Origin of the sequence: Streptomyces sp. NPDC060028, from assembly GCF_042736725.1 — a bacterium.
GTDB lineage: Bacteria > Actinomycetota > Actinomycetes > Streptomycetales > Streptomycetaceae > Streptomyces.
In genome coordinates this window covers 34,577-59,144 of sequence record NZ_JBHWVJ010000003.1, presented here as the reverse complement: position 1 = coordinate 59,144, position 24,568 = coordinate 34,577, and the positions used below count along the sequence as shown (strand labels likewise).

Sequence of the window (24,568 nt, the reverse complement as noted above, 5' to 3'; positions counted from 1 at the left end):
CGCTCCGCGCCCCACACTCCGCGCTCCGCGCACCGTCGCACAGGCGTCCATGGGGTGACAAGGCGTGACCCGGTCAGGGGCGCGGCGGGTTGGAGCGGGCATGCGATCCATGGGTATCCCCCTCACCATCCCCGCCCTGCTGCTGGCGGCCGTGGCCACCGGCGCCTGCGCCGGTGCCGCGCACGCCGGCGAAGGCCCCGTCATCGGCCAGGGGACCGTCGTCGGTCCCGACTTCCAGTACGTCGGCCAGGACGACAAGGTCCACGCGGTCCCCTCCCACAAGGGCTGCGCCGAGGCCGAGGGCGGCGGTTCGCGGGGTGTGACGAACAAGACCCGCGAGCCGGTGGCCCTCTACCGGGAGCCGGGCTGCAAGGGCGCTCCGGTGCAGGTCATGCGTCCGGGTGAGGTCACTCAGGTGCAGCCGGCTTTCGCTTCCGCGCGGTTCGGGATCACTGGGTAGGCGCAATGCCCGTGACCCCTGGGCGGCCGGTGCGTTGTATGCCATGTCAAACGCCGCAGCAGCTTTGCGGCACCCCCCCCCATTTTCTCAAGAGGAGATCTTGATGTCGCGTATCGCGAAGGCATTCGTCATCACCGCTGCCGCCGGTAGCGCCCTGGTCGCCGGCGCGGGTCTGGCGGCTGCCGATGCCGGCGCGCACGGTGCGGCGGTCGGCTCCCCCGGTGTCCTGTCGGGCAACCTGGTGCAGGTTCCGGTGCACATCCCGGTCAACGTCTGCGGCAACACGGTCAACGTGATCGGTCTGCTCAACCCGGCGTTCGGCAACACCTGCATCAACCAGTCGGGCGGCGAGCACCACACCGAGCACCACACCGAGGGCTACGGCGGCTGATCACCCGCATCACCTGCATCGCTCGCATCACCTGCTTCACCCGAAGGGCCCCCGCCGTACGGCGGGGGCCCTTCGCCACGGAACAGGGAATCCCGGCGGGTCGTCATTCGTAGCGGTAGACGCCCTGGTGGCCGAGCATCTCGCGCGGGGTCAGGTCCCACGGCGGCATCGGCTCGTCGAGGGCGATCACCCGGCCGCGCTGGAGGTCACCCGGTGGGAGCGGGGCGGCGGGCAGGTAGCCGGAGCCCGGGTGCCGCTGCTGCCAGCGGTCCCAGAGCAGGTCCACGAAGGCGTGGTGCAGCCAGAACGCAGGATCGTTGGGCGCCGTGCCGCCCGTCATGTGGCCGCCGATCCACTGGTGGACCTTGTTGTGGTTGCGCCAGCGCTCGCTCTTCGGGGCCGCCCAGCCCTCCAGCTTGTTGCGGAAGCCGCCGTCGGCGGATGTGGAGTCCCAGGGCGAGGTGTCGTAGGTCGGGTCGTCCATCGCCCACTTGAGCTCGGCCGCGGTCGGCAGTTTGATCGGGTTCTGCGGCCGGCCGAGGTTGCGGGTGAGGAAACGGGCCTCCGTGATGCCCACGGTGACCGTCCAGTTGCCCTTCTCGTAGGCGAAGGGGCCGGTCATCACCTGCCGGTCGCTCTCGCGGCCGGTGCCGCCCAGGAAGTCGTCGGCCCAGAGCGAGGAGACCGGACTGCTGTCGGTGGTCCAGTCCCAGTACGGGACGCAGACGCCGGGGTCGACCCTCTGCAGATGCCTCTCGAACTCGAGCAGGTAGCGGCGGTGCCAAGGGAAGAAGGAGGGGGACATGTGGCCGACGCGGAGCTTGCGGTCCCGGTCGGGCACGAAGTACTTGTCGTGCGTGCGCACGAGGCTGTCGTAGACGCCGCTGCGCTTGAGCTCCAGCACGGCGGCCGTGAACCGCTTCTTCTGCGCACTGGTCAGGTTCCTCTGGTTCTGCCGGGTGTACAACGCGGACTACTCCTGTCCACCGTGGTGGGGGGCCGCGAACGCCAACTGGTTGGTGCCCAGCTCGTCGACGGCGGCACGGGCGAGCTCCAGCGGGGTCGCGTAGGACTGGAAATGGTTGATCCCGCTGAGGTAGCTGCCGTCGGCGCGGCGCATCACGTGCAGCGGACGGCCGTCGATGCGGACCGCGGCCGTCGCGAGGTCCACCGCGATGTGCCGGCCGCGGTACGTCTCCTCGGTGAGCGGGGCCGGGGTGAGCGTCTGGCGGGGTCTGCGGGCGCGCAGTACGGGGGCCAGGACCGCGGCCGTGCCCGCGCACACGGCCGCGGTGAAGGCCGTACGAAGGACCGCGCGGCGGGTGAGTGGTGCGGCGGCGGGTGCTGCGTACATACGGTCTCCCTCGCTCGGTGCCCGGTGCCGGAGCCGGTGCCTACGGGTCTAACGCGGCGCGGCGGGCGAGGTCACCTGTGCTGGTTCGGGCGCTTGTAGAAAAGGGTGGTGGGGTGCAGACGGCCCGCCGGGTCGGTGGCGTAGTCGGGGATGGTGCCGGCCTCGGTCCAGCCGGCGGAGCGGTAGACGTGTTCGGCCCCGCTGCCGGTCTCGGTGTCGAGGAACAGCAGCACCACCCCGGCGCGGGCGGCGGCCTCTTCCGCCCCGGCGAGCAGCGCGCGGGCGGTACCGCGGCCGCGGGCGGCGGGGTGGACCATGAGCTTGCGCAGCTCGGCGCGGTGGCGGCCGTTGGGCTTGGACTCCCGGTACCAGCTGACGGTGCCGTCGATCCGGCCGTCGGCTCCGGTGCGGGAGACCCAGAGCGCGAGGGAGCCGTCCTCGACGGCGGGCAGCAGGGAGTCCCACCAGGCAGCGGCGCCCGCGTGGTCGAGGCCGGCGAGGAAACCGAGGGAGGAGCCGTCGGCGACCACGGCGAGGAGCAGCTCGGCGAGCTCGTCCCGGTGGGAGGCCAGTGCGGCGGCGTCGAGGGGAGTGATGGCATCGATCATCCCGCGAGGATAGGAACCGCCGACAACCCCGCCGCAGGCGGGCCAGCCCCAGATGGCGGCAAGACGAGCCGCAGCCCCGCCGGCGTTTGAGGCGCGGGCCCGGGCGCGCCCGGGTGGGGGGCGGCTTCGCCAGCGGTGTGGCCGGGGGCGCCCGGGAGGGCTCAGGGGGCCCAGGGGAGCCGGACCGCCTCGATCTCGGTGTCGGCGAGCAGGGCTTCGATGAGCGGCGCCGGTCCGGCGACCTTGGTGGCCCACAGGTCGTAGTCCGTGCAGAGGACCCAGGAGTGGTCCTCGGCCCACAGGTTGGACGGGGTGAAGTCGGCCTCGGGGTTGTCGTACAGCGCGGCGGCGTCGCCGAGGCGGCCGGCCCGGACGTGCAGGTTGGCCTGGTTGAACCGCCGGACGAGCATCGGGTTGTAGTAGGCCAGGCAGCGGGTGTCCGGACCGGCGGAACCGTGCGCGGTGAGCAGTTCGACGAGCCGGTTCCAGGTGGGCCGGTCGAGGCTGCCCTCGGTGGGCGGTTCGATGCCGAGGGGCCAGCTGCCGTTGGTGCGGGCGCCCGGCAGGCACCGGTACGAGGGCAGCAGCCCTTCGGGGACGACCGCGTCGCCGGTACGCCGGGCCAGCTCGGCCCAGCGCAGCCGGCGCCAGCCGGCGCCGGGGTGCTCGGAGCGGCCGAGTCCACCGCCGGTGGTGGTGAGCCCTTCGAGGCTGTGGTCCCCGACCGTGAGCGGTGTGGTGCTCCCGTCGGCCGGGCCGCCCCGGCGGTGCTCGTCGTGGGTCACGTCTCCCGGAGCGCCCTGGTACTCGTACATCGCGTTCAGCACCCAGGCCGCGTCCGGCAGCGGCGGCGGCATGAAGCCCGTCAGACCGTCGTCGTCGGCGAGCTCCCGCAGCCAGTCGGTGGTGCGGGACGGGGCGAGCGGCCAGCGGGCTTCGATCATGGGGGATGTCTCGGACATTCCGCCATGATCGCAGCCCGTCGGCCGGTACTACGGCGTCGGCAGCTCCGCGAAATCGGCGACGAGTGCGCGGTGGTGGCCGGCCGTCCCGAGCGCCAGCGAGTCGGCCTTGGCGCGCTTGAGGTAGAGGTGGGCCGGGTGTTCCCAGGTCATGCCGATGCCGCCGTGCAGCTGGACGCACTCCTCGGCGGCGCGTACGGCGACGCCCGAGCAGTAGGCCTGGGCCACCGCGACCGTCAGCGGCGCGTCGGCAGCGCCGGTGGCGAGCGCGTCGGCGGCGGCCCGGGCCGCGGCGCGAGCCGAGGCGACGTCGAGCCAGAGCTGCGCGAGCCGGTGCTTGACGGCCTGGAAAGAGCCGACGGGCCGGTTGAACTGGTGGCGGCCCCGGACGTGTCCGACGGTCTCCGTCAGGCACCACTCGGCCAGCCCGAGCTGCTCCGAGGCGAGCAGCCCGGCTCCGCAGAGCAGTGCTCCGGCGATGGCCGCCCGGGCGGTGGCCGGGTCGGCGAGCCGGGTGCCGGCGGCCGCGTCGAGGGTGACGGTGGCGAGCGGCCGGGTCAGGTCCAGCGGGACCAGCGCGGCCACCGCCGCGGACGCGGCCGGCACGGCGTACAGCCCGGTGTCGGCGAGGACCAGCAGCACATCGGCGGCCACCGCGTCGGCCACGGAGGTGACGGCGCCGGTCAGCACCCCGCCACCGGAGTCCCGTACCGCCGCGGGCAGCGGCGCGCCGGGAGCCAGTGTCAGCGGCACGGCCGGTACGCAGATCTGCCGCCCGGCGGCCAGCTCGCGCAGCAGCGCGCCCACTTCGTCCGTTCCGGGGTCGCAGCCGAGCAGGATCTCGGTCGCCAGCACGGCGCTCGTCAGGTACGGGACGGGCGCGACGGCCCGGCCGAGCTCCTCCAGGACCACGGCCGCCTCCCGGTGGCTCGCGCCCTGGCCGCCGAGCTTCTCCGGTACGAGGAGTCCGGCGGTGCCGATCCCGGCGGCGAGGGTGCCCCACAGGGCCGGGTCGTGCGGGCGGCCGGTCTCGGCCCGGGCGAGGATGCCCGCGGGGTCGCAGCGGTCGACGAGCAGGGAGCGTACGGCGGACCTGAGCTCTTCCTCGGTCTCGGAGTAGAGCAGGTCGAGGGTCGCACTCGGCACGGTCGGCTCCGTCGCCTCTGTCGACTCTGTCAGCCCTGTCGGCTCTGGCAGCTTTGTCATCGGGCCAGGTCCTTCCATGCGAGGTCCTTGTCGTCGCGCGGCTCGGAGGGCAGTCCGAGGACGCGTTCGGCGACGATGTTGAGGAGGATTTCGCTGGTGCCGCCCTCGATGCTGTTGCCCTTGGCGCGCAGGTAGCGGTATCCGGCGTCGCGGCCGGTGAAGTCGACCAGTTCGGGGCGGCGCATGGTCCAGTCCCCGTACAGGAGGCCCTCCTCGCCGAGGAGTTCCACCTCCAGCCCGCTGATCTGCTGGTTGAGGCGGGCGAAGGTGAGCTTCATCCCCGAGCCCTCCGGGCCGGGCTGGCCGGCGACGAGCTGTTGGCGCAGCCGCTCGCCGGTGAGCCGGGCCACCTCCGCCTCGACCCACAGTTCCAGCAGGCGCTGGTGCAGCGCGTGGGTGCGCAGTTCGGGCCGCTCGCGCCAGGCGGCGACGACGGGTGCGATCATGCCGCCCTCGCGCGGGATCCGCATGCCGCCGATGGAGACGCGCTCGTTCATCAGGGTGGTGCGGGCGACCGCCCAGCCCTGGCCGACGGCGCCGAGGCGCTGGGAGTCGGGGATGCGGACGCCGGTGAGGAAGACCTCGTTGAACTCGGCCTCGCCGGTGATCTGGCGCAGCGGCCGTACCTCGACGCCCGGGGCGTGCATGTCGCAGAGGAAGTACGTGATGCCCTGGTGCTTGGGGAGCGCGGGGTCGGTGCGGGCGATCAGGATGGCCCAGCGGGCGGTGTGAGCGCTGGAGGTCCACACCTTCTGCCCGTCCACGATCCAGTCGCCGGTCGCCTCCTCGCGCACGGCGCGGGTACCGAGGGCGGCGAGGTCGGAGCCGGCGCCGGGCTCGCTGAAGAGCTGGCACCAGACCTCTTCGCCGGTCCACAGGGGGCGCAGGAAGCGGCGCTTCTGCTCCTCGGTGCCGTACGCGAGGATCGTGGGCGCGGCCATGCCGAGGCCGATGCCGATGCGGCGCGGGTCGTTGTCGGGGGCGCCGGCCGCCGCCAGCTCGGCGTCGACGACGGCCTGCAGCGAGCGGGGGGCGCCGAGGCCGCCGAGGCCCTCGGGGTAGTGGACCCAGGCGAGGCCGGCGTCGAAGCGGGCGCGCAGGAAGTCGGTACGGGCCGCGTCCGCTCTCGAACGGGGCCGGTGGGCGGCGAGCAGTTCGGTTGCGCGGGCGCGCAGTTCCTCGGCGGTGACGGTCATCGGGCACCGCCGTCCGGGGCCGGGGCCGGGGCGGGGGTCCGGGTCAGGGCCGGTACGACGACCAGCCGGCCGGTCGTGGTTCCGTCGGCGAGGCGCTGGACGGCGTCGGCGGCCCCGGCGAGCGGGACCCGCTCGCTGACCAGCGGCTTGATGGCGCCCTCGGCGGCGAGCCGGGTGAGCTCGGCGTGGCAGGCGCCGATCGAGGCGGGCTCCTTGATGGCGTAGAGCCCCCAGTGGAGACCGAGGACGGAGTAGTTCTTCACCAGCGCGTGGTTGAGGGCGGGGGCGGGGATGGTGCCGCTCGCGAAGCCGACGACGACGATCCGGCCCTCGAAGGCCACGCATTTGGCGGAGGCGGTGTAGGCGTCGCCGCCGACCGGGTCGTAGACGACGTCGGCGCCGCGTCCCGCGGTGAACTCCTTGACGCGGGCGACCAGGTCCTCGCTCGTGCGGTCGATGACGAGGTCACAGCCGAGTTCCTCGGCGGTACGGGCCTTCGCCTTGCCTCCGACGACCCCGATGACGGTGGCGCCGGCGGCCTTGCCGAGCTGGACGGCGGCGCTGCCGACCCCGCCGGCGGCGGCGTGCACGAGCAGGGTCTCGCCGGCTTGCAGCCGGGCCCGGCGGTGCAGGCCGAACCAGCCGGTCTGGTAGCCGATGTGCAGGGCGGCCGCCTCGGCGTCGTCGAGGGTGTCGGGCGCGGGGAGCAGGGCGCGCGCGGGGGCGGTGACGTACTCGGCGAAGCCGCCGTGCGGCAGGCTCGGGTTGGCGATGACGCGGCGGCCGTCCTCGGTTTCGCCGCAGATCTCCACGCCGGGGGTGAAGGGCAGGGGCGGGCGGATCTGGTACTGGCCGCGTACGAGCAGGGCGTCGGGGAAATTGACGTTGGCGGCGAGCACCCTGAGCTTCACCTCGCCCTCGCCGGGCACCGGTTCGGGAACCTCCTCGAGGCGCATGGCCTCGCGGGGTTCGCCGGGGGTATGTACTCGCCATGCCTGCATCCGGGGCCTCCAGCCGCCGTCGAGGAACCACGCTCGCCGGCATACTAAGCGGTCGCTTGTGTCATTGGGAACCCCGGCCGCGGGAACCCGGCGGCCCGGAATCGGGCACATCGGGCCCCGCGCGGTCACGGCCATGGAGATCTGGGCCCCGGCACGCTATCGATGGACCCATGCGTCCCCCCGAGAGCGGCCCGTCCGGTACACCCCGACTGCCCGGGCTGCCCGCTCCCCCGCCGCTCGGCGCCGCCGCCCTGCCGCCGGGCACGTACGCGGGCCGGGTGGTGCTCGTGACCGGCGGCGGCACCGGGCTGGGCAAGGCCATCGCCACCGAGTTCGCGCGGCTCGGCGCGGACCTGGTGATCGCGGGGCGCCGGGCCGAGCCGCTGAAGTCGGCGCGGGAGGAGCTCGCCGCCGTACCGGGCGCGGGCCGGGTGACCGCGGCCGTCTGCGACATCCGGGATCCGGAGCGGGTCGCGGCGGCCTTCGACGCGGCCGGGGCGGCCTTCGGACTGCCGGACGTGCTGGTCAACAACGCGGCCGCCAACTTCCCCTGTCCGGCGGAGGACCTGTCGCCGAACGCCTGGCGGGCGGTCGTCGACATCACCCTGACGGGCACCTGGTTCATGACCCGCGAGTTCGGCCGGCGCCACCTCGCCGCGGGCAGCCCCGGGTCGATCGTGAACATCGGCGCCTCGTACGCCTGGACCGGCGGGCCGGGCTTCGCCCACAGCGCGGCGGCGAAGGCAGGGGTGAAGAACCTGGTGGAGACGCTCGCCGTCGAGTGGGGACCGTACGGCATCCAGATCAACGGACTGGTCCCCGGGCTGTTCCCGCACGCCGACATGACCGAGGACATCCGCGGCGGCCTGGAACGGGCCGCGCCCGACGCCAAGGACGCCCGTCAGCCCGCCCTGCGGGTCGGCGCCCCGCGCGAACTGGGCTGGGCTGCCACCTTCCTGGCCTCGCCCTACGCCCGGTTCATCACGGGACACACCCTGGTGGTGGACGGCGCGAACTGGCAGCGCCGGTCCCTGGTGAACCCCGAGGTGGTCCCCGTCCGGGAGCAGTTGGGCCGCGGCCCCTTCACGCCGCCGCCTGCCGGGTAGCGGGTAGCGCACCCCGCCGTTGTCAGTGGCCCGGGGCACCATGGCCCGTATGACCCTCGCTGAACTGACCCTCGCCCAGTGGCGCTCCTTCGGCCCCGCGGCCGCCCGGCGGCTGGCCCGGGAGGCCGCGGCGGACGTGGGCGGCCGGGTGCGCCTGGTCGAGACCGTCGAGCACCTCGGCGCCCCGCTGCACCGCGCGCTCATCGAGCGGGACGGGCGGGAGTTCGCCCTGATACCGGGCGGGCGGGTGCGGCTCGGTTTCGATCTGGAGGCGTGGCAGCCGACGCCGGAGCAGGTCGCGGACTACGCCGAGTGCCTGGCCGAGGGCTTCGCCTGGGCGCCCGACATCAAGGCCCATCTCGCCGACGAGCTCTCCCCGCCCCGGACCGTGGAGCTCGCCGCCGTGCTCATGGCGGTCGAGGCAGAGGAACTGACCGAGCCCGCGGCCGACATGCCCGGGGTCCTGGCCGCGCGCGGGCTGCGGATGCCCGATCCCGACGAATGGGAGCACGCCTGCGGGGCCGGTGCCACGACGCTGTTCCGGTGGGGCGACGACTATCCCCTCGACGCCGCTCCGTACGGCGGCGGCGGTGACGGCGGCGCCACCGGGCCACGGCTCGAGCGGAACGCCTTCGGGCTGCGCATCGCGTACGACGTCTACAGCGCCGAGCTGAGCGGCGGCGGGCGCGCCGTGCACGGCGGGGACGGCGGCGAGGCCGTCTGCGGCGGCTACGGCCGGCTGCGGGAATGGTTGCCGCTGGCCACCGCCGGCATCAACCCGTCCATGGTCGAGTTCGTCCACGGACCGGACGGGGAGGACGTCATCGACTCGCTCTCGGTCCGCCCCGTCCTCAGCCTCCGGTGAAGCGCGGGGGCCGGCGCGCGGCCTTGGCGGTGTAGCCCTCCCGGCAGTCGTCCGAGGTGAGCGTGAGGGCCGCGGTCATCGCGACGCGGTCGAGGGCGGCGGGCAGGGCGGCGTCCGCGTAGCCGTCGATGGCACGCTTGATGCCCTGCACGGCGAGGGGCGCGTTCGCCGCGATCTCCGCCGCCACCGACCGGGAGACCTGCGCCAAGTCCTCGGGCGGGACCACCAGTTGGACCAGGTTCAGCCGCTCCGCCGTGGCCGCGTCGATCCGGCGTCCGGTCAGCGCGAGGAACTTGGCCCAGCCCGCGCCCGCCTCTCGGGCTATGCGCAGGTCCCCGCCCGCGTCCACGGCCACGCCCAAGCCGGCTTCCGGCAGGGCGAAGACGGCGTCGTTCGCCGCCACCCGGATGTCGGCCATCAGAGCCAGCTCGAAGCCGAAGCCCAGGCAGTACCCCTGGACCGCGGCCACCACCGGCTGCGGAAGGCGGGCCAGGACGGCGAAGCGCTCGTGGACCCAGCGGATGCCCTCGTAGTAGTTCCGGGTCTGCTCCGCCGGGGTCTCCCCCGTGATCGCGCCGCCCGGGGCCGTCACGTCGATGCCCGCGCAGAACGCCCGGCCCTCGGCCCGCAGCAGGACCACTCGTATTTCGGGGTCGAAGCGGATCCGGTCCGCCAGCAGGCCCAGTTGGCGCGTGGACTCCCAGCTCCAGCCGTTGAGCTTGTCCGGCCGGCACAGGGTGAGGAGCCCGATCCCGTCCGCGACCTCCAGACGGATCCGCTCCTCCCCCTCCGCGATCTCCGTGCTGATGGTGTCGATCACCCCGTCACCTTAGGGGGCGCCGATCAGCGCGGGAAGACCTCGAACGGCACCGCGGGGCGGCCGCCGAACCGTGCCGCCGCCTGCTGGGCGTTGCCCGTCAGGAAGGTGCGTACGTACTCCTCGGGGTCCTGGTCGGTGAGCACCTCGATGTACGCCTTGTGCTCCAGCAGGGACTTGACCGAACGCTCCAGGCCGGGCCCGGCGTCGGCGGCGTGGGTCGGGGTGCTGGAGCCGGCCACCGCGACCCAGCGCACCCCGTTCCAGGGCTCCAGGCCCTGCTGGGTGATGAGTTCGGGGAAGATCCACCGGTTGCCCGCGTCACTGGCGGCGTCCAGGGTGGCCCGGCCGACGGCCTTGTGGTCGGGGGTGTTCCAGAAACCGCCGCCGCCCGCCCCGCCCCAGGTGTCACGGTGGTTGAGGGTGATCACCAGCTCCGGGCGGTGTCGGCGGATGGCGGCCGCGATGTCCCGGCGCAGGCCCAGGCCGTACTCGACGATCCCGTCGCGGTAGTCGAGGAACTCGACCTCGCGCACCCCGACCACGGCCGCGCTCGCGCGCTGCTCCGCCTCGCGCAGCGCGGCGCAGGTTTCGGGAGCGACGGTGTCGATGCCGGCCTCGCCGCGCGTGGCGAGGAGGTAGACGACCTCCCGGCCGCCGTCCGTCCAGTCCGCGACGGCGGCCGCGCAGCCGTACTCCAGGTCGTCGGGGTGGGCGACGACGGCGAGGGCGCGCGTCCAGTCGGTGGGCATGGGCTGCAAGGGCGCGGGCTGATCGCGTTGTTGTTCGCTCATACGCCGCACAATAAGCGAGTGCTGGCGGGGGCGTTGTCAGACCCGGCGGCTACGGTGCCTCCATGACGGATTTCGTGTTGGTACCAGGCGTTTGGCTCGGATCGTGGGCGTGGGAGGAGGTGGCGGCGCATCTGCGCGGGGCCGGTCACCGCGCCCATCCCGTCACGCTGTCCGGAGTCGCCGAGAAGCGGGGTGTGGCGGCCGGACAGCAGACTCATGTCCAGGACATAGTCGAGGAGATCGAGCGCCGCGATCTGCGCGACGTCGTCCTGGTCGGACACAGCTACGCGGGCATTCCCGTCGGGCAGGCCGCCGAGCGGATCGGCGACCGGCTGGAGCGCGTGGTGTTCGTCGATGCCAATGTGCCGACGGACGGCGAGTCGTTCGTCTCCGGTTGGTGGGAGGGCCCGGCGAGCATGGAGGCCGAGCTCGCGGGGAACGGCGGCTTCTGGGCTCCGCGAACCGCCGACGAATACGAAGGCCAGGACCTCACCGCTGAGCAGATATCCCGCATCGTGAACGGCTCGACGCCGCACCCCGGCGCCACGCTGTCCGAGCCGGCCGTGCTGGCGCGACCGCTCGGCGATCTTCCGGCGACGTACGTCAAGTGCCTGCTGGACGGCGCCGAGCCGAGCGAGGACGTGGCCAAGCTGCTGACGAGCGAGCACTGGCGGCTGGTCGAGATGGACACCGGCCACTGGCCGATGTTCTCCCGGCCCGCCGAACTCGCGCGGATCCTCCTCGACGAGGCCTGAGCCGGCCCCGGCGGGGCCGGGGCCGGACGTGATCCGGCGGCCGGTCCCGGGTGCGTGCCGCCGGAGCCCTCGCTCGCTACCGGGCCACGTCGTCCCGTACGAGGGCCAGCAGACGGTCGAGTACGCGCGGGCCGCCCGCCCGGACGCCGTCGTGCTCGAACTCGTCGGTGACCCAGGTCCGCAGGCCCCGGATCGCGCGCGCGGTCTCCAGGGAGTGCCCGGTGTCCACGTAGAGGTCGTCGTGGTAGACGGCGGCGGCCACCGGCACCTCGTTGGCAGCGAGCCGGGCCGGGTCGTAGAGGGCCGGCCAGCCGGTACGGGCGGCCAGCAGCTCGGCGGTCTCGCGCAGCGGGGCCAGGGCCGGGTCGGCGGCGAAGTGCCAGGGGTGGACGTTCTCGGCGGTGAAGAGCAGCGGCTCGTCGCCCGTCAGGGTCTTGGCCGCGTCGAAGCGCGGGTGCCGGGCGCGCACCCGGTCGGCCGCCCAGCCCGTGGGGGCGGCGGGGTCCTGGGCGTAGATCGACTCGTGGATCAGCGCGTACAGGGGGTGCCCGGCGAAGGAGAGGAGCCCGCGGACCTCCTCCAGGAAGGCGTCGGAGAGGGCGGGTCCGGCCGGGGTCGGGACGAAGGCGTCCTCCAGGAGGTAGTGCAGCTGGTGGCTGCCGTCGCCCGTGCCGAGGAGGATGCCGAGGGACTGGAAGGCCTCGACGGTGAGGCGGTGCCCGCCGGGGAGTTCGGCCGGCTGCGCGGCGAGGTGGGCGGCGATCCGCCGGGCCCGCTCCACGTCCATGGGGTAACGGGCGTAGTGCGCGAGGCTCTTGCGCTCCATGCGGGGGTAGGCCGCCTCGTACACCTCCTCGGCGGTGGCCGTCAGCGAGGGGAGACCGCCGGTGATCAGGACGGCGGCGAGGCCCTCGGGGGCGGCGGCGAGGTAGCGGGTGGCGCAGAAGCCGCCGAAGCTCTGCCCGAGCACGGTCCAGGGCGCGCCGCCGGTCAGGGCGGGGCGGATGGCCTCGGCGTCGCGCACGATGGCGTCGGAGCGGAAGTGGGCGAGGTACTCGGCCTGTTCGGCGGGCGTGCCGCGCAGGGGCAGGGTCTGCCGGTTCACCGGGGTGGAGCGGCCGGTTCCGCGCTGGTCGAGGAGCAGCACCCGGTACTCGGCGAGGGCCCGCTCCAGCCAGGCCTGGCGGCCGATGAACCGCCGGGCGCCGAAGCCTGGGCCGCCCTCCAGGTACAGCAGCCAGGGCAGCGTGGCCGGGTCCTTGCCGGTGGCGACGATCTCGCGCGCGTACAGCTCGATCCGCTCGCCGTCGGGGCGGTCGTGGTCGAGCGGGACGGTGAAGTGGTGGTCGGTCAGGACGGTGCCGGGCTGACGGTAGGTGTGCGCGGTGGTCACGGACTGCCCCTGGTGTACGAGGAGGTGCGGAAACCCGCGCCCCGAACGGGTCACGGTCGGGGCGCGGGTGCGGTTCACCCGAGTCTAGTACGGGGCCCAGCCAGGGCTTGGGCCTTACGGGTGGGCCGTCAGAACTCGACGACCGACCGGAGCACCTCGCCGCGCTCCATCCGCGCGAAGGCGTCCTCGACCCCGTCCAGCGGGATCCTCTCGGACACGAAGGCGTCCAGGTCGAGCCGGCCCTGCAGGTAGAGGTCGATGAGCAGGGGGAAGTCCCGCTCGGGCAGGCAGTCCCCGTACCAGGAGGACTTGAGGGCGCCGCCGCGTCCGAAGACGTCGATGAGCGGGAGTTCGAGCTTCATGTCCGGGGTCGGGACGCCGACCAGGACCACGGTGCCCGCCAGGTCGCGCGCGTAGAAGGCCTGCCGGTAGGTCTCGGGGCGCCCCACGGCCTCGATGACCACGTCCGCGCCGTTGCCGCCGGTCAGGCCCTGGATGGCCTTGACCACGTCCTCGCTGCGGCCGTTGACGGTGTGCGTGGCGCCCAGGCCCCGCGCCCACGCCAGCTTCCGGTCGTCGAGGTCCACGGCGATGATCCGCGAGGCCCCCGCCAGCCGGGCGCCGGCGACGGCCGCGTTGCCCACTCCCCCGCAGCCGATGACGGCGACGGAGTCGCCCCGGCCGACGTTGCCGGTGTTCAGGGCGGCGCCGAGGCCGGCCATCACCCCGCAGCCGAGCAGTCCGGCGGCGGCGGGCGCGGCGGCCGGGTCGACCTTGGTGCACTGCCCGGCCGCGACCAGGGTCTTCTCGGCGAAGGCCCCGATGCCGAGGGCGGGCGAGAGCGGGGTGCCGTCCTCCAGGGTCATGCGCTGGGTGGCGTTGTGCGTGGCGAAGCAGTACCAGGGGCGGCCGCGCTTGCAGGCCCGGCAGTTGCCGCACACCGCACGCCAGTTGAGGACCACGAAGTCGCCGGGCGCGACGGAGGTGACGTCCGGACCGACCGATTCGACGATTCCGGCGGCCTCGTGGCCGAGCAGGAAGGGGAACTCGTCGTTGATCCCGCCCTCCCGGTAGTGCAGGTCGGTGTGGCAGACCCCGCAGGCCTGGACCCGCACGAGCGCCTCGCCGGCTCCCGGGTCGGGTACGAGGATCGTCGTCGTCTCCACCGGCGCGCCCTTGCTCCGGGCGATGACCCCTCGTACGCGATGTGTCACGTGCTGCCCCGCTCTCGATCTGGTTCGGATCCCATGAGCAACGTACACGGACACCCCCGTACAAGGGAGTTGTGTCACATCCCGCCGCGCGATCCGGCCAATTCCGGCGGAAGCGCCTCCCGCAGGGCCGCGCCGAAGGCGGCCACGGCAGGGTGGGTGGCGGCTCCGCTGCGGAAGGCCACCTTCGTACGGCGTTCCATGAGCAAGCGGGTGAGGCCGACGGCCGGATCGGCGGGGCCCGCGACCCCGAGCTGCGGTACCACGGCCACCCCCTGCCCGGCCGCGACCAGCGCGAGCACGGTGGCGAACTCGTCGACCTGGTGGCGGACCCGCGGGGTGAACCCGGCGGCCTGGCAGGCCCGCACGGTCATGGCCCGGCAGAGCGTGCCGGGCGTGGCGGTGATCCAGGGCGCGTCGGCGTACGTACGGAGCACCGCGCGCTGGTCTGCGCCTGAGTCAGGGCCGGAGTCAGGGCCTGAGTCAGGGCCGGCGCCCGGGCCGGTCCGCTCCGGGTCGGTCACCGGCGCCGCCAGGTACATCGCCTCCCGGTACAGCGGCTCGGTGGCCAGCCCCGGCTCGTCCGGGGTCGGCACGAAGTCGTACTCGTGGACCAGGGCCACGTCCAGGTCCCCGGCCCGCAGCGCGTGCGCGACCGCCGCCGGGTCGGTCTCCGAGACCATCGGCTCCAGCGCCGGATGGCGGCGGGCCAAGGCGACCAGCGCCGCCGGGACGATGGCCCGGGTGGCCGTGGGGAAGGCCCCGATCCGCAGCCCCCCGGCCAGGCCGCTGCGGGCCTCGGCGAGATCGGCGTCGGCTTGTTCCAGCCGCTCCAGCACGGCTTCGGCGTGCCGGACCAGGTTCTGTCCGGCGGGGGTGAGCCGGACCCGGCGGCCGGTGCGCTCCAGCAGCGGCAGCCCGGCTTCCCGTTCGAGGACGCCGAGCTGTTGGGACACCGCCGAAGGGCTGAAGGAGAGGGCCTCGGCCACGGCGGCGATGGTCCCGCGGCGGGCGAGTTCGCGCAGCAGGCGCAGGCGTCGTACGTCGAGCATCGGTCCAGCTTACGGTTCAGGTAAGAAACGCGAACTGGATTCGATGCTCCAGGCAGGCCAGGCTCGACGGCATGCGACAGGAACTCTCCCTGCACGGGATCCACGTACCTCTGATCACCCCCTTCGCGGCCGGCGGGGACATCGCCGCCGACGCCCTGGAAGCCCTCGCGCACGAGGTGCTCGACGCGGGCGCCGCCGGGATCGTGGCGCTCGGCACCACCGCCGAGGCGGCCACCCTCGACGAGGCGGAGCGCGACCTGGTCACCGAGGTCTGCGCGCGGGTCTGCCGGGAGCGCGGCGCGCCCCTGACCGTGGGGGCCGGGGCGAGCGGCACCCGGGCCGCCGAAGCCTCGCTCGCCCGGCTGGCGCGGTGGCCCGAGGTGCGGGCCGCGCTGGTGACGGCGCCGTCCTTCGTCCGGGCGGGGGCGGCCGGGGTGCTGGCGCACTTCGCGCGGCTGGCCGAGGTGAGCCCCGTACCGCTGATCGTCTATCACATCCCGTACCGGACCGGGCAGCCGCTGGACGCGGCCGCGCTGCGGGCCCTGGGGTCGCTCGCCGGGGTGGCCGGGGTGAAGTACGCGGCCGGCGGCATCGACCAGGACACGGTGGCGCTGCTCGGTGAACTGCCGGACGGTTTCGACGTGCTGGCGGGCGACGACGCGCTGGTCTCGCCCCTGCTCGCGCTCGGCGCGGCGGGCGGGATCCTCGCCTCGGCGCACCTCGAAACGGCGCGGTTCGTGGAGCTCGCGGCGGCCTGGCGGGCGGGCGAGGCGGAGCGGGCGCGCGCTCTGGGCCACGCCTTGGCCCGGCTCTCCGCGGCGGCCTTCAGCGAGCCCAATCCGGTGGTCATCAAGGGGGTGCTGCACGCCCAGGGCCGTATCCCGACCCCGGACGTGCGCCTCCCGCTGCTCCCGGCGAGCCCGGATGCGGTGACGGCGGCACTGAAGGAGCTCACGGAGTCCCGAAAGAGTCCTGAATGGGCGATTCGCGGATAACGCGCGAGTCGCCCGAATCAGGCATACGGAGAGGCGACTTGCCCGTATTGGGAAGCGCCGCCCCGGCCCGTGATGTGAGTCACGCCGGCCACTTCAACATCATTTCCCCGAAATGGCCGATTCCCTTTTCCCGCCGGGAAAGTTGGCAATTCCCCGCGGGCCTTTTCAAGGTCATTTGCCGGGCTGAAAGCGGGATGTGGATCTCCGGGTCGAATTCAAGCCTTGTTCCAGCCGTGCGGGCTCACTTACGGTCGCCTCGTTCCCAGTGGTCAGCTGTCTCATCCGGCCACCACCAGGGCTCTCCCGTACCCCGCACGTGAGGAATTCCGCCATGCCCGCAAAGGGAAAGCACCGCCGGCCGAAGCACCACCCGCTCACCCGCAAGCTGGCCCTCGCCGGCACGGGCGGCGCGGCCCTGGCCCTTCCGCTGATCAGCGCGACCACGGCCGGTGCGGCGCAGGTGGCGGCCGCGCCGACGACGTACTCCGTGGTCAGCGGTGACTCCCTTTCCAAGATCGCGGCGGAGCACTCCGTCAGCGGCGGCTGGCAGCAGCTCTACGAGGCGAACCGGGGCATCGTCGGCTCCGACCCGTCGGTCATCCGCCCCGGCCTCAAGCTGACGCTCGCCGCCGAGGCGAAGACCACCGCGACGGCGGTCCAGGCAGTCCAGGCGGTCGCGAAGCCCGCCAAGTCCTACGCGGACAACCTCGACGGCTGGATCCGCGAGTCCCTCGACGTCATGGCCCGGCACGGAATTCCCGGCAGCTACGACGGAATTCACCGCAACGTGATCCGGGAGTCCTCCGGCAATCCGCTGGCCATCAACAACTGGGACTCCAACGCCGCCGCCGGCATTCCCTCCAAGGGGCTGCTCCAGGTGATCGACCCGACCTTCCGCGCCTATCACGTCGCCGGCACGTCCCTGGACTCCTACGACCCGGTCGCCAACATCACGGCCGCCTGCAATTACGCGGCCGCCCGCTACGGCTCGATCGACAACGTCAACGGCCCGTACTGATCCGGCACGTGGCCGGGCGCCGGCGGCAGGGACCACATCATGCGGTCACACGCCGCCGTCGCGCCCGGGCGCGGACCAGGGTCCGCAGGGGCGCGGCGACCCCGTAGCCGGTGTCCTTGCGCAGGGCGCCGGCCCCGGCCCGCTCCACGGCGGTGAGCTGGTGCTCCATGAGCTCCGTCATGGTGGCGATCACCGGCCGCAGCCCCGGTTCGGCGAGGCCGAGGATGCCGTCGGCGGCCGCCAGGGCGGTGCGGGCGCGCCCGCACTCGGCGGCGAGGAGCTCGCGTACGGCCGGGGTGTCGCGGGCCCGTTCCAGATCGGCGCGGGTCACGGAGTGCTCGGCCAGGCGCGAGCCCGGAATGCACAGGCGCCCCTCCGCGAGGTCCCCGGCGAGGTCGGCCAGGAAGTCGACCCGCTGGGCGGCGTCCACGAACCGCCGCCAGCCCGCGGCCTGTTCGGCGTCGGGGCCGCCCTGGTACTGGAGGCCGGTGAAGACCACCACGCCGGGCCAGGCATAGGCGTCGAGGTACTCCTGGAACTCCTCCTCGGTGGCGAATCCGCCGAAGCCGGCTTCGGCGGTGGCCGCGCCCTCGAGGAAGCGGCTGACCCAGTGGGCGGGCAGAGCGCGGGAGCCGACGGCGTGGGCGTAGGCGCGCAGCAGCGGGTCGGGGCTCCCCCCGTCCCGCAGGGCGGTGTCCACCTCGGCGGCCAACTCCTCCAGACCTTTCGCCCGTTGCTCAGGGGTGCCGGTCTCGGCGACGTCGTCGACGCGGTTCATGAAGGCGAGGCCGGCGGCGAGCCAGGGCACCAGGGGCGGCGCGGCCAGCAGCCGCAGGGCCAGGTATGGGGCCGGTTCGCGGCGCAGCACCCGGCGTGCGGCGTGTGTGTAGTCCGCCCGCAGCCGGGGGTCGCGAATCCCGGCCGCGGTCAGCGTGGTGCGCCAGGTGGGCATGGCGGTCGTGCTCCCTCGTCAGTTGCGGTAGACCTTCTTGACCTTGCCATCGGTGTCCGCGAGCACATAACCGCCCTGGCCGTACGGGTCGCTGAGGTAGGGGCGCATGGACGGGGTCCCGTCCTGCCAGGTCTCGACGTTGATGTAGCGCGAGGTCGGGTTCGGGACGCCGAGGTCCTTCTTGGACTGTTCCAGGAGGGCGGGCAGGGCGTCCCAGTTGACCTTGGCCATGTCGATCAGCGGGTCGCCGTCCTTGACCGTGCCGGCCGGACCGCTGCGCTTGGCGGCGCCGTTGCGGTACTGCCAGGAGTCGACGGTCCTGGCTCCGGGGGCGGTGGGGATCGAGGTGATCACGTAGTCGTCGTAGATCCGCATGTTCACGAAGGTGGTGGTGCCGGTCTGCTGCTTGAAAGCCTCGATGGCGGTGCGGATGTTGGCGGGCGTGATCATCATGCCCTTGGGCGGATCGACGGGGGCGCCGGACGGCGGGGTGCTCGCCTTCGGGGTCAGGCCAGGGGTCCGGCTCGGGGAGGGGTCCGGGCCGGCGCTCGAGGCGACGGGGCTCGCGCCGCCCTTCGCGTCCCCGCCGCGGGTGTCGCCGTCCGGGAGCCACTTCACCGCGCCGGCCACGCCGGCCGCCAGGACCACCGCGAGCAGCCCGGCGATCAGGACCGGCCGGCGGCGCGGGGCGGCCGGGGCCGCGACGGGCACGGTGGCCGCGTACGGGTTGGACCCCGGCGCCGGGGGCAGGGGTGGAGGCGGGGGCGGTGTCGGCGGCCCGTACCGGCCCAGCGCGACGGGAGGCGTCACCGGGGTGGCGCCGCCAAGAGCACTGCTCGCATTGCGGAGCAGAGCTTCCAGTTCCTCGCCGCCCGGACGCGCACCCGGATCCCGTACCAGCAGCCGTTCCAGTACGGGCCCCAGCGGCCCGGCGCGGACCGGCGCGGGGATGGGCTCGTCCAGCACGGCGACCACCGTGGCCAGGCTCGTGGCCCGGCGCAGCGGATGGACCCCCTCCGCGGCCACGTACAGCAGCATGCCCAGCGACCACAGGTCGGAGGCCGCCAGCCCCTCCTCGCCGCGCACCCGCTCCGGCGCGATGTACTCGGGGGAGCCGATCAGCACCCCGGTGGAGGTCAGCGCGGTCGACCCGTGCAGCGCCGCGATCCCGAAGTCGGTGAGCACGGCCGAACCGTCGGGCCGCAGCAGCACGTTGGCCGGCTTCACGTCCCGGTGCAGGACCCCCTCGGCGTGCGCGGCGCGCAGCGCGGAGAGCACGTCCAGTCCGAGCCGCAGCACCTCGGCCACCGGCATCGGCCCCGAGGCCAGCCGGTCGTACAGGGAGCCGCCCCTGACCAGCTCCATCACGATCCACGGGTGTCCTTCGGCGCCGTCCGCCGGCTCCACGATGTGGTGGATCGTGACCACGTGCGGGTGCGCGAGGCGGGCCAGCGCACGGGCCTCGCGGACGGCCCGTGCGCGCAGTTGGTCGGCGAGAGCCGGCTGGGCGGCGGCGGTCGCCGGGTCCGGCGGGCGCACCTCCTTGAGTGCGACCTCGCGGTGCAATGCGATGTCGCGGGCGCGCCACACCGTTCCCATGCCGCCGCTGCCCAGGGGGGCGATCAGTTCGAAGCGCCCGCCGATCAGCTGTCTGCCGGCCTCACTGTTGTCCATGGCCGGTCATCGTAGGGGCCGCCGGTGTCAGCAGCGTCGGCGGTCCACCGTCACGGTGCCCTGCGCGGTGGCCACCGTACGGTCGTAGCAGCCGCCGGGCGCCTCCGAGCCCAGGAGCCGGTAGCGGGCGGTGGTGGTGGCGACGGCGTGGCGCTGATCGCGCGGGACGTTGGCCGTGTACGAGGCGTCGCCCGTGTAACGGTCGTCCAGGCGGGACCAGTCGACCTGCCGGCCGCCGCGCAGGGTCACGGTGTCCGCGCGGTCGCCGAGCGAGAGGACGGTGCGCAGCCGGTCGTCGGCGCCGAGGGTGGTCTCGCCGTCCATCGTGTACGTGCGCTGCGTGCGGGTGGCGTTCGCCCCGCGGGTCACCGTCTCCTCGTCGGTCCAGGTGGCGGTGAGAGCGTCCTGGTTCTCGCCCGCCGTCCAGCGGTGGACGGAGGTGGCCCGCACGACCCGCGTCACGGTGGTGGTGACGCGGCCGTGGGAGGTGTCGAGGCGCCCGGCGACGGTGAGGCGGTGGCCGCCCTCGGTGTCCAGCCGGTGCTCGGCGCCGGGTGCGGCGGGTGTCCAGCGGGAGGAGCCTTCGGGTGCGCCCTCCTCGTGCCGGGTCAGCGCGCCCGTGACGATCTCGCGGCCCCCGTCCTGCCAGAGCAGCAGGTTGGCGGGGGTGTTCCAGCCGCTCTGCCCGGCCGGGACCCCGGCGACGTGGACCTCGATCCGGTGCGGGAGGCCGTCGTTGAGGACGGCCGCGTAGGGGGTGAGGTCGTAGCGGACCGGCTGGACGTCGAAGGCGCGGGGGCCGGGGGTGACGTACCAGAGGAACGGGTTGGACCAGCCGCCGGTCCAGACGGTGGGGAAGGGCGCGGCGAGGCCGGCGAGCTGTCCGTCGACGGAGACCTGGACCTCGCGGTAGGGGCCGTCGGCGGCCTTGCAGGAGTACGGGGCCTCGTCGGGGGTGGTCATGTACCAGTACTCCTCGCAGCCGCCGCCGGAGCCGGTGGCGTACACCTCGGCGAGGAGCCGTTCGGTGTTGCGCGGGGTGGTGACGGTCGGGCCGGTGAGCGGCAGCACGCGGTCGGGCGTCTCGGGGGCCGGGGTGCGGCGGTCGGCGGCGTAGAAGGTCAGGGTGACCTTGACGTCGATGACGCCGGTGTAGGTGTCGTTGACGACGTTGCCGATGAGCATCTCGACCGGCTGGGGGCGGCTGAGGGCGTCGCGGTAGTGGGTGACGTCCTTCTCGACGGACCACGTGATGCCGTCGGGCGAGGGCTCGGGGGTGGAGGTGTGGAAGATCTCGACGCCGCCGACCGAGAGGTGGCCCAGGCGGTCGTACTGGCGGCCCTTGACCTTGCCGTCGAGGCGGAGCACGACCTTGGCCCAGGAGCCGGTGCCGCAGGACGTGGGCGGGGCGTAGGTCCCGCGGTACGGGGTGTAGTCCCGGAACTGCGCCTCCGCCAGGGTCACCTCGCAGGCCCGGGTCGCGGGCCGGGCGACGGGCGGGGCCGCGGTGAGGGGGTCGTGCCAGTCGGTGCCGAACTCGGCCGGCGGGGTGGGGCCGGTGGGGGCGGCCGCGCTCGCGGGTCCCGCGGCGGCCAGGGTGGCCGTGGCCAGCGCGAGCGCGCCGAGCAGGCCCATGATCCTGTGTCGTCTCATGGACCGGCAGTGAAACGCGGCCGCCCCGCACCCCGCCAGAGCCGCGGCCCGCCTCTGGCCGGATCTCGCCGGTAAGCGCCCCTCAGATCCGGCGGCGGGACCGTTCCCGCGCCATGGACGCGGGTCCGCGGGGCTCAGTCGCGGGAGTTGCCGAACAGGATCCGGTAGCCGACGAGCAGGACCAGGGAGCCCCCGATGGCGGAGCCCCAAGTGGCGAGGTCGAAGAACTCGTCCTGGATCGGGCGGTCCAGGAACTTCGCCGAGAGCCAGCCTCCGATGAAGGCGCCCGCGACGCCGATGAGGGTGGTCCCGATCAGGCCGCCGGGGTCCCGGCCGGGCAGCAGGACCTTGGCTATCGCCCCGGCCAGCAGTCCCAGGATGATCCAGCTGACGATCCCCATGCCTGTTCACTCCGCTTCGTTCGTGTGCGCGTATTCACCCCCGAGGACGCGCACCCGGCCGGAACGGTTCTCGGCCGTGGCCGGTCAGGCCGCCGCGTGGGTCATCGCGGGCGCCGCCGCGGCGGTGGGCACGCCCGCCGCCGCGGGTACGGCCGGCGGGGCGGTACGGGTGAGCAGCAGGACCCCGCGGGCCGCCGCGAGGGCGCCCGCCACGGCCAGCAGGACCCCGAGCGCGCCGCCCTGGAGGCGTTCGCCGAGCAGGACCATTCCGATCGCGGCCGCGGCCAGCGGATTGGCCAGGTTGACCACCGCGAGCGGGGCTCCGAGGCCGCCGCGGTAGGCGCGCTGGGACAGCAGCAGGCCGCCGACGGCGAAGACCACCACGAGCAGGGCCACGGCGACGACGCGGAGGCTGAGCAGGGCCCCGCCGCGGCCGGCCGCCACGGCGACGGTCTGGGTCAGGGCGGAGGCGGCCGCCGAGGCCAGCCCGGACGCCGTCGCGTGGCGCAGCCCGGAGCGCGTGTCCCTGCGTACGGTCAGCAGGGTGATCACCGCGGCGGTCGCGCCCGAGACGGCGAGGGCCTCGGCCAGGGTGAGGGTGTCGTCGGGGGCCGGTCCGGAGGCCGGGAGCAGGAGCAGGCCGAGCCCGAGGACGGTGGCCAGGGTGCCCCGCCACTCGGTGGCGGCGACCCGGCGTCCGGCGCCGTGCGCGCCCAGCGGGACCGCGGCGACGAGGGTGAGGGCGCCGAGCGGCTGGACCAGGGTGAGCGGTCCGTAGCGCAGGGCGGCCGCGTGCAGGAGTGCGGCGGCGGCGTTCAGGCCGGCCGCCCACCACCAGGCGCTGTTGCCGAGCAGGGACTTGGCGCTGCGGGCGGTGGCGCGGCGAGCGAGGCGCTCTTGGGCCACGGCGGCCGCCGCGTAGGTGGCGGCCGAGGCGAAGCAGAGTGCGACGGCGACGAGGGTGGCGTTCATCGCACCACCCCCACGGTCTCCGCGCCAGCGGCGGTGGCCGCGCCGGCGGCGGTGCGCTGCCGCGGCAGGCTCCGTACGGCCACCAGGGACCGGCCGGCCGGGCGCGGGATCAGCAGCAGGGCCGCACCGAGCAGCACGGTCGCCACGACGGCGTCGAGCCAGTAGTGGTTGGCCGTGCCGACGATCACCAGCAGGGTCAGCAGCGGGTGCAGCAGCCACAGGACGCGCCAGCGGGACCGGGTGGCCGCGATCATCCCGAGGGCCAGCATCAGCGCCCACCCGAAGTGCAGGGAGGGCATGGCGGCGAACTGGTTCGCCATGGTGTCGGTGGCGGGCGCGGCCCCGTAGACGGTGGGCCCGTAGACCTGGCCGGTGTCGACCAGGTGCGCCTCGCCGAGCATCCTCGGGGGCGCGAGCGGGAAGGACAGGTGCAGGGCGAGGGCGGCGCCGGTCAGCAGGGCGAGGACCCGCCTGGTCCACAGGTAGTGCGCCGGGCGCTTCAGGTAGAGCCAGACGAGGAAGAGCGCGGTGGCCGGAAAGTGCACGGCCGCGTAGTACGTGTTCGCGCTCTGCACGAGTGCGTCGCCGTGCAGGAGCAGCCGCTGGATCGTTCCCTCACCCGGCAGGTGCAGGGCGCGCTCGGCGTCCCAGACGCGCGTGGCGTTGCGGAAGGCCTCGTCGGTGCGGCCGGTCGAGAGCATCCGGCCCGCCTTGTAGACGGCGAAGAGGCCCGCGACGAGCAGCAGCTCGCGTATGAGGCGGCGGCGCCGATCGGTTCTTGGTCCGGCACCTGCCTCGGCGGGTGTGGTCTGGGAGGTCATCCCCCGGTCTCTCTTCCTGTACACGGGCACACATCGACACGCCAGTGTATCGATACATTGGCGTATCGATACGAGGGTGTACCGATACGCTTGCGTTCCCGTAGACTTCGACTGGAACGAGATCCAGCCATGAAGGCACCGAGGCGCCCCCGAGGAGAGCCGCACCACATGACGTCGCCGACGCCGAGCATCGCGCGCCGCTCGAAGATCACCCCGGAGCGGGAGCGGCAGTTCTACGACGCCGTCCTGGAGCAGCTGCGCGAGCAGGGCTACGAGGCCCTGACCATGGAGGGCATCGCGGCCCGGGCCTGCTGCGGCAAGTCCACGCTCTACCGGCAGTGGAAGACCAAGCCCCAGCTCGTCGCGGCCGCCCTGCGCGCGAACCGGCAGGGCACGCTCGCCGCCGTGGACACCGGCACCCTGGCCGGGGACCTGCGCGAGGCGGCCCGGATCGCGGCCGGCACCTCGGGCCGCGACACCCTGCTCACCCAGGCTCTGGGGCACGCCGTGCTCAGCGACGAGGAGCTCCAGGCGGCGCTGCGCGAGGCGCTGGTCGAGCCGGAGCTGGCGGCGTTCGACGCGATGGTCGAGCGGGCGGTGGCGCGCGGCGAGATCGCCGCGGAGCACCCGGCCGTGGAGTTCCTGCCCGCCCAGCTGATGGGCGTGCTGCGCATCCGGCCGGTACTGGAGGGGCGGTACGCCGACGCCGACTACCTGGTCCGGTTCGTCGACGCGGCCCTGCTTCCGGCCCTGGGCCTGGGCTCCGCCTCCCCCGCGGAGGCCACACCCACGGCGCCCGCACCCGCGGAGCCCGTACCCGCGACCGCTTCACCCCCGGCCGCTCAGGCCTCCTGAACCGGCGGGCCGCCGTCTTCGATGACCGGACGGCGACCTGCCCGCGCTGCCTCGTG

At 74.0% G+C, this 24,568-nt stretch carries 26 protein-coding genes; 8 read left to right on the top strand and 18 right to left on the bottom strand.

What is annotated here, in order from left to right:
- The first annotated feature begins 100 nt into the window (after positions 1 to 100).
- Positions 101 to 460, top strand: coding sequence for a hypothetical protein (locus ACFWBF_RS02540; protein ID WP_385593957.1), 360 nt, complete (start codon positions 101 to 103; stop codon positions 458 to 460).
- 103 nt (positions 461 to 563) lie between these two features.
- The gene (locus tag ACFWBF_RS02535; RefSeq protein ID WP_385593954.1) at positions 564 to 851 is read left to right on the top strand and encodes a chaplin; all 288 of its coding nucleotides are present in this window, start codon (positions 564 to 566) and stop codon (positions 849 to 851) included.
- Between the two features lie 103 nt (positions 852 to 954).
- Here ACFWBF_RS02535 and ACFWBF_RS02530 read toward each other — a convergent pair whose 3' ends face one another.
- The 7 genes from ACFWBF_RS02530 to ACFWBF_RS02500 form a co-directional block, all read right to left on the bottom strand.
- On the bottom strand, positions 955 to 1,818 hold the full coding sequence (locus tag ACFWBF_RS02530) for a tyrosinase family protein (RefSeq protein ID WP_385593952.1): 864 nt from the start codon (positions 1,816 to 1,818) through the stop codon (positions 955 to 957).
- A gap of 6 nt (positions 1,819 to 1,824) precedes the next feature.
- Positions 1,825 to 2,205: a tyrosinase family oxidase copper chaperone gene (locus ACFWBF_RS02525; protein WP_385593949.1), complete on the bottom strand. Its 381-nt coding sequence runs from the start codon at positions 2,203 to 2,205 to the stop codon at positions 1,825 to 1,827.
- 71 nt (positions 2,206 to 2,276) lie between these two features.
- Positions 2,277 to 2,813, bottom strand: a complete 537-nt coding sequence (locus ACFWBF_RS02520; RefSeq protein ID WP_385593946.1) for a GNAT family N-acetyltransferase — start codon at positions 2,811 to 2,813, stop codon at positions 2,277 to 2,279.
- Positions 2,814 to 2,974: 161 nt separating this feature from the next.
- Positions 2,975 to 3,775: a hypothetical protein gene (locus tag ACFWBF_RS02515; protein ID WP_385593943.1), complete on the bottom strand. Its 801-nt coding sequence runs from the start codon at positions 3,773 to 3,775 to the stop codon at positions 2,975 to 2,977.
- Between the two features lie 30 nt (positions 3,776 to 3,805).
- Positions 3,806 to 4,981, bottom strand: coding sequence for an acyl-CoA dehydrogenase family protein (locus ACFWBF_RS02510; RefSeq protein WP_385593940.1), 1,176 nt, complete (start codon positions 4,979 to 4,981; stop codon positions 3,806 to 3,808).
- Positions 4,978 to 6,177, bottom strand: a complete 1,200-nt coding sequence (locus ACFWBF_RS02505) for an acyl-CoA dehydrogenase family protein (protein ID WP_385593939.1) — start codon at positions 6,175 to 6,177, stop codon at positions 4,978 to 4,980. The genes ACFWBF_RS02510 and ACFWBF_RS02505 overlap by 4 nt, the downstream gene beginning before the upstream one ends.
- Positions 6,174 to 7,178, bottom strand: coding sequence for an NADPH:quinone oxidoreductase family protein (locus ACFWBF_RS02500; RefSeq protein WP_385593937.1), 1,005 nt, complete (start codon positions 7,176 to 7,178; stop codon positions 6,174 to 6,176). The genes ACFWBF_RS02505 and ACFWBF_RS02500 overlap by 4 nt, the downstream gene beginning before the upstream one ends.
- Positions 7,179 to 7,348: 170 nt before the next feature.
- Here ACFWBF_RS02500 and ACFWBF_RS02495 point away from each other — a divergent pair, with 170 nt between their 5' ends.
- Together ACFWBF_RS02495 and ACFWBF_RS02490 are read left to right on the top strand one after the other, a co-directional pair.
- A complete protein-coding gene (locus ACFWBF_RS02495; RefSeq protein ID WP_385593934.1) occupies positions 7,349 to 8,284 on the top strand; it encodes an SDR family oxidoreductase in 936 nt (311 codons plus the stop codon).
- Between the two features lie 49 nt (positions 8,285 to 8,333).
- Positions 8,334 to 9,149, top strand: coding sequence for a hypothetical protein (locus ACFWBF_RS02490; RefSeq protein WP_385593931.1), 816 nt, complete (start codon positions 8,334 to 8,336; stop codon positions 9,147 to 9,149).
- Here ACFWBF_RS02490 and ACFWBF_RS02485 read toward each other — a convergent pair.
- Both ACFWBF_RS02485 and ACFWBF_RS02480 read right to left on the bottom strand, forming a co-directional pair.
- A complete protein-coding gene (locus ACFWBF_RS02485) occupies positions 9,136 to 9,969 on the bottom strand; it encodes an enoyl-CoA hydratase/isomerase family protein (protein WP_385593928.1) in 834 nt (277 codons plus the stop codon). The two genes, ACFWBF_RS02490 and ACFWBF_RS02485, sit on opposite strands and share 14 nt — an antisense overlap.
- Positions 9,970 to 9,992: 23 nt before the next feature.
- A complete protein-coding gene (locus tag ACFWBF_RS02480) occupies positions 9,993 to 10,760 on the bottom strand; it encodes a PIG-L deacetylase family protein (RefSeq protein ID WP_385593926.1) in 768 nt (255 codons plus the stop codon).
- Positions 10,761 to 10,822: 62 nt separating this feature from the next.
- Between ACFWBF_RS02480 and ACFWBF_RS02475 the strand changes: the two genes are divergently transcribed.
- Positions 10,823 to 11,515: an alpha/beta fold hydrolase gene (locus ACFWBF_RS02475; RefSeq protein WP_385593923.1), complete on the top strand. Its 693-nt coding sequence runs from the start codon at positions 10,823 to 10,825 to the stop codon at positions 11,513 to 11,515.
- 76 nt (positions 11,516 to 11,591) lie between these two features.
- Here ACFWBF_RS02475 and ACFWBF_RS02470 read toward each other — a convergent pair whose 3' ends face one another.
- The 3 genes from ACFWBF_RS02470 to ACFWBF_RS02460 all read right to left on the bottom strand — a co-directional run bounded on the left by ACFWBF_RS02470 (position 11,592) and on the right by ACFWBF_RS02460 (position 15,171).
- Positions 11,592 to 12,908 carry an alpha/beta fold hydrolase gene (locus ACFWBF_RS02470; RefSeq protein WP_385593919.1) on the bottom strand — a complete coding sequence of 439 codons (1,317 nt, stop codon included), beginning with the start codon at positions 12,906 to 12,908 and terminating at the stop codon, positions 11,592 to 11,594.
- Positions 12,909 to 13,036: 128 nt separating this feature from the next.
- The gene (locus ACFWBF_RS02465; RefSeq protein ID WP_385593916.1) at positions 13,037 to 14,122 is read right to left on the bottom strand and encodes an S-(hydroxymethyl)mycothiol dehydrogenase; all 1,086 of its coding nucleotides are present in this window, start codon (positions 14,120 to 14,122) and stop codon (positions 13,037 to 13,039) included.
- A 74-nt stretch (positions 14,123 to 14,196) separates the two neighbouring features.
- Positions 14,197 to 15,171 carry a LysR substrate-binding domain-containing protein gene (locus tag ACFWBF_RS02460; protein ID WP_385593913.1) on the bottom strand — a complete coding sequence of 325 codons (975 nt, stop codon included), beginning with the start codon at positions 15,169 to 15,171 and terminating at the stop codon, positions 14,197 to 14,199.
- Between the two features lie 71 nt (positions 15,172 to 15,242).
- Between ACFWBF_RS02460 and ACFWBF_RS02455 the strand changes: the two genes are divergently transcribed.
- On the top strand, positions 15,243 to 16,166 hold the full coding sequence (locus tag ACFWBF_RS02455) for a dihydrodipicolinate synthase family protein (RefSeq protein ID WP_385593910.1): 924 nt from the start codon (positions 15,243 to 15,245) through the stop codon (positions 16,164 to 16,166).
- Between the two features lie 331 nt (positions 16,167 to 16,497).
- Positions 16,498 to 17,184, top strand: a complete 687-nt coding sequence (locus ACFWBF_RS02450) for a LysM peptidoglycan-binding domain-containing protein (protein WP_385593907.1) — start codon at positions 16,498 to 16,500, stop codon at positions 17,182 to 17,184.
- A gap of 37 nt (positions 17,185 to 17,221) precedes the next feature.
- Here ACFWBF_RS02450 and ACFWBF_RS02445 read toward each other — a convergent pair whose 3' ends face one another.
- The 6 genes from ACFWBF_RS02445 to ACFWBF_RS02420 form a co-directional block, all read right to left on the bottom strand.
- On the bottom strand, positions 17,222 to 18,136 hold the full coding sequence (locus ACFWBF_RS02445) for a phytoene/squalene synthase family protein (RefSeq protein ID WP_385593904.1): 915 nt from the start codon (positions 18,134 to 18,136) through the stop codon (positions 17,222 to 17,224).
- An 18-nt stretch (positions 18,137 to 18,154) separates the two neighbouring features.
- Positions 18,155 to 19,810, bottom strand: a complete 1,656-nt coding sequence (locus ACFWBF_RS02440; protein ID WP_385593901.1) for a serine/threonine-protein kinase — start codon at positions 19,808 to 19,810, stop codon at positions 18,155 to 18,157.
- A 27-nt stretch (positions 19,811 to 19,837) separates the two neighbouring features.
- Positions 19,838 to 21,463 carry a peptide-N4-asparagine amidase gene (locus ACFWBF_RS02435; RefSeq protein ID WP_385593898.1) on the bottom strand — a complete coding sequence of 542 codons (1,626 nt, stop codon included), beginning with the start codon at positions 21,461 to 21,463 and terminating at the stop codon, positions 19,838 to 19,840.
- Between the two features lie 134 nt (positions 21,464 to 21,597).
- Positions 21,598 to 21,864, bottom strand: coding sequence for a GlsB/YeaQ/YmgE family stress response membrane protein (locus ACFWBF_RS02430; RefSeq protein ID WP_385593895.1), 267 nt, complete (start codon positions 21,862 to 21,864; stop codon positions 21,598 to 21,600).
- A gap of 84 nt (positions 21,865 to 21,948) precedes the next feature.
- Positions 21,949 to 22,836, bottom strand: a complete 888-nt coding sequence (locus ACFWBF_RS02425; protein ID WP_385593892.1) for a hypothetical protein — start codon at positions 22,834 to 22,836, stop codon at positions 21,949 to 21,951.
- Positions 22,833 to 23,657: a phosphatase PAP2 family protein gene (locus ACFWBF_RS02420; protein WP_385593889.1), complete on the bottom strand. Its 825-nt coding sequence runs from the start codon at positions 23,655 to 23,657 to the stop codon at positions 22,833 to 22,835. The genes ACFWBF_RS02425 and ACFWBF_RS02420 overlap by 4 nt, the downstream gene beginning before the upstream one ends.
- Before the next feature lie 168 nt (positions 23,658 to 23,825).
- Between ACFWBF_RS02420 and ACFWBF_RS02415 the strand changes: the two genes are divergently transcribed.
- Positions 23,826 to 24,512, top strand: coding sequence for a TetR/AcrR family transcriptional regulator (locus tag ACFWBF_RS02415; protein ID WP_385593886.1), 687 nt, complete (start codon positions 23,826 to 23,828; stop codon positions 24,510 to 24,512).
- Positions 24,513 to 24,568 lie beyond the last annotated feature (56 nt).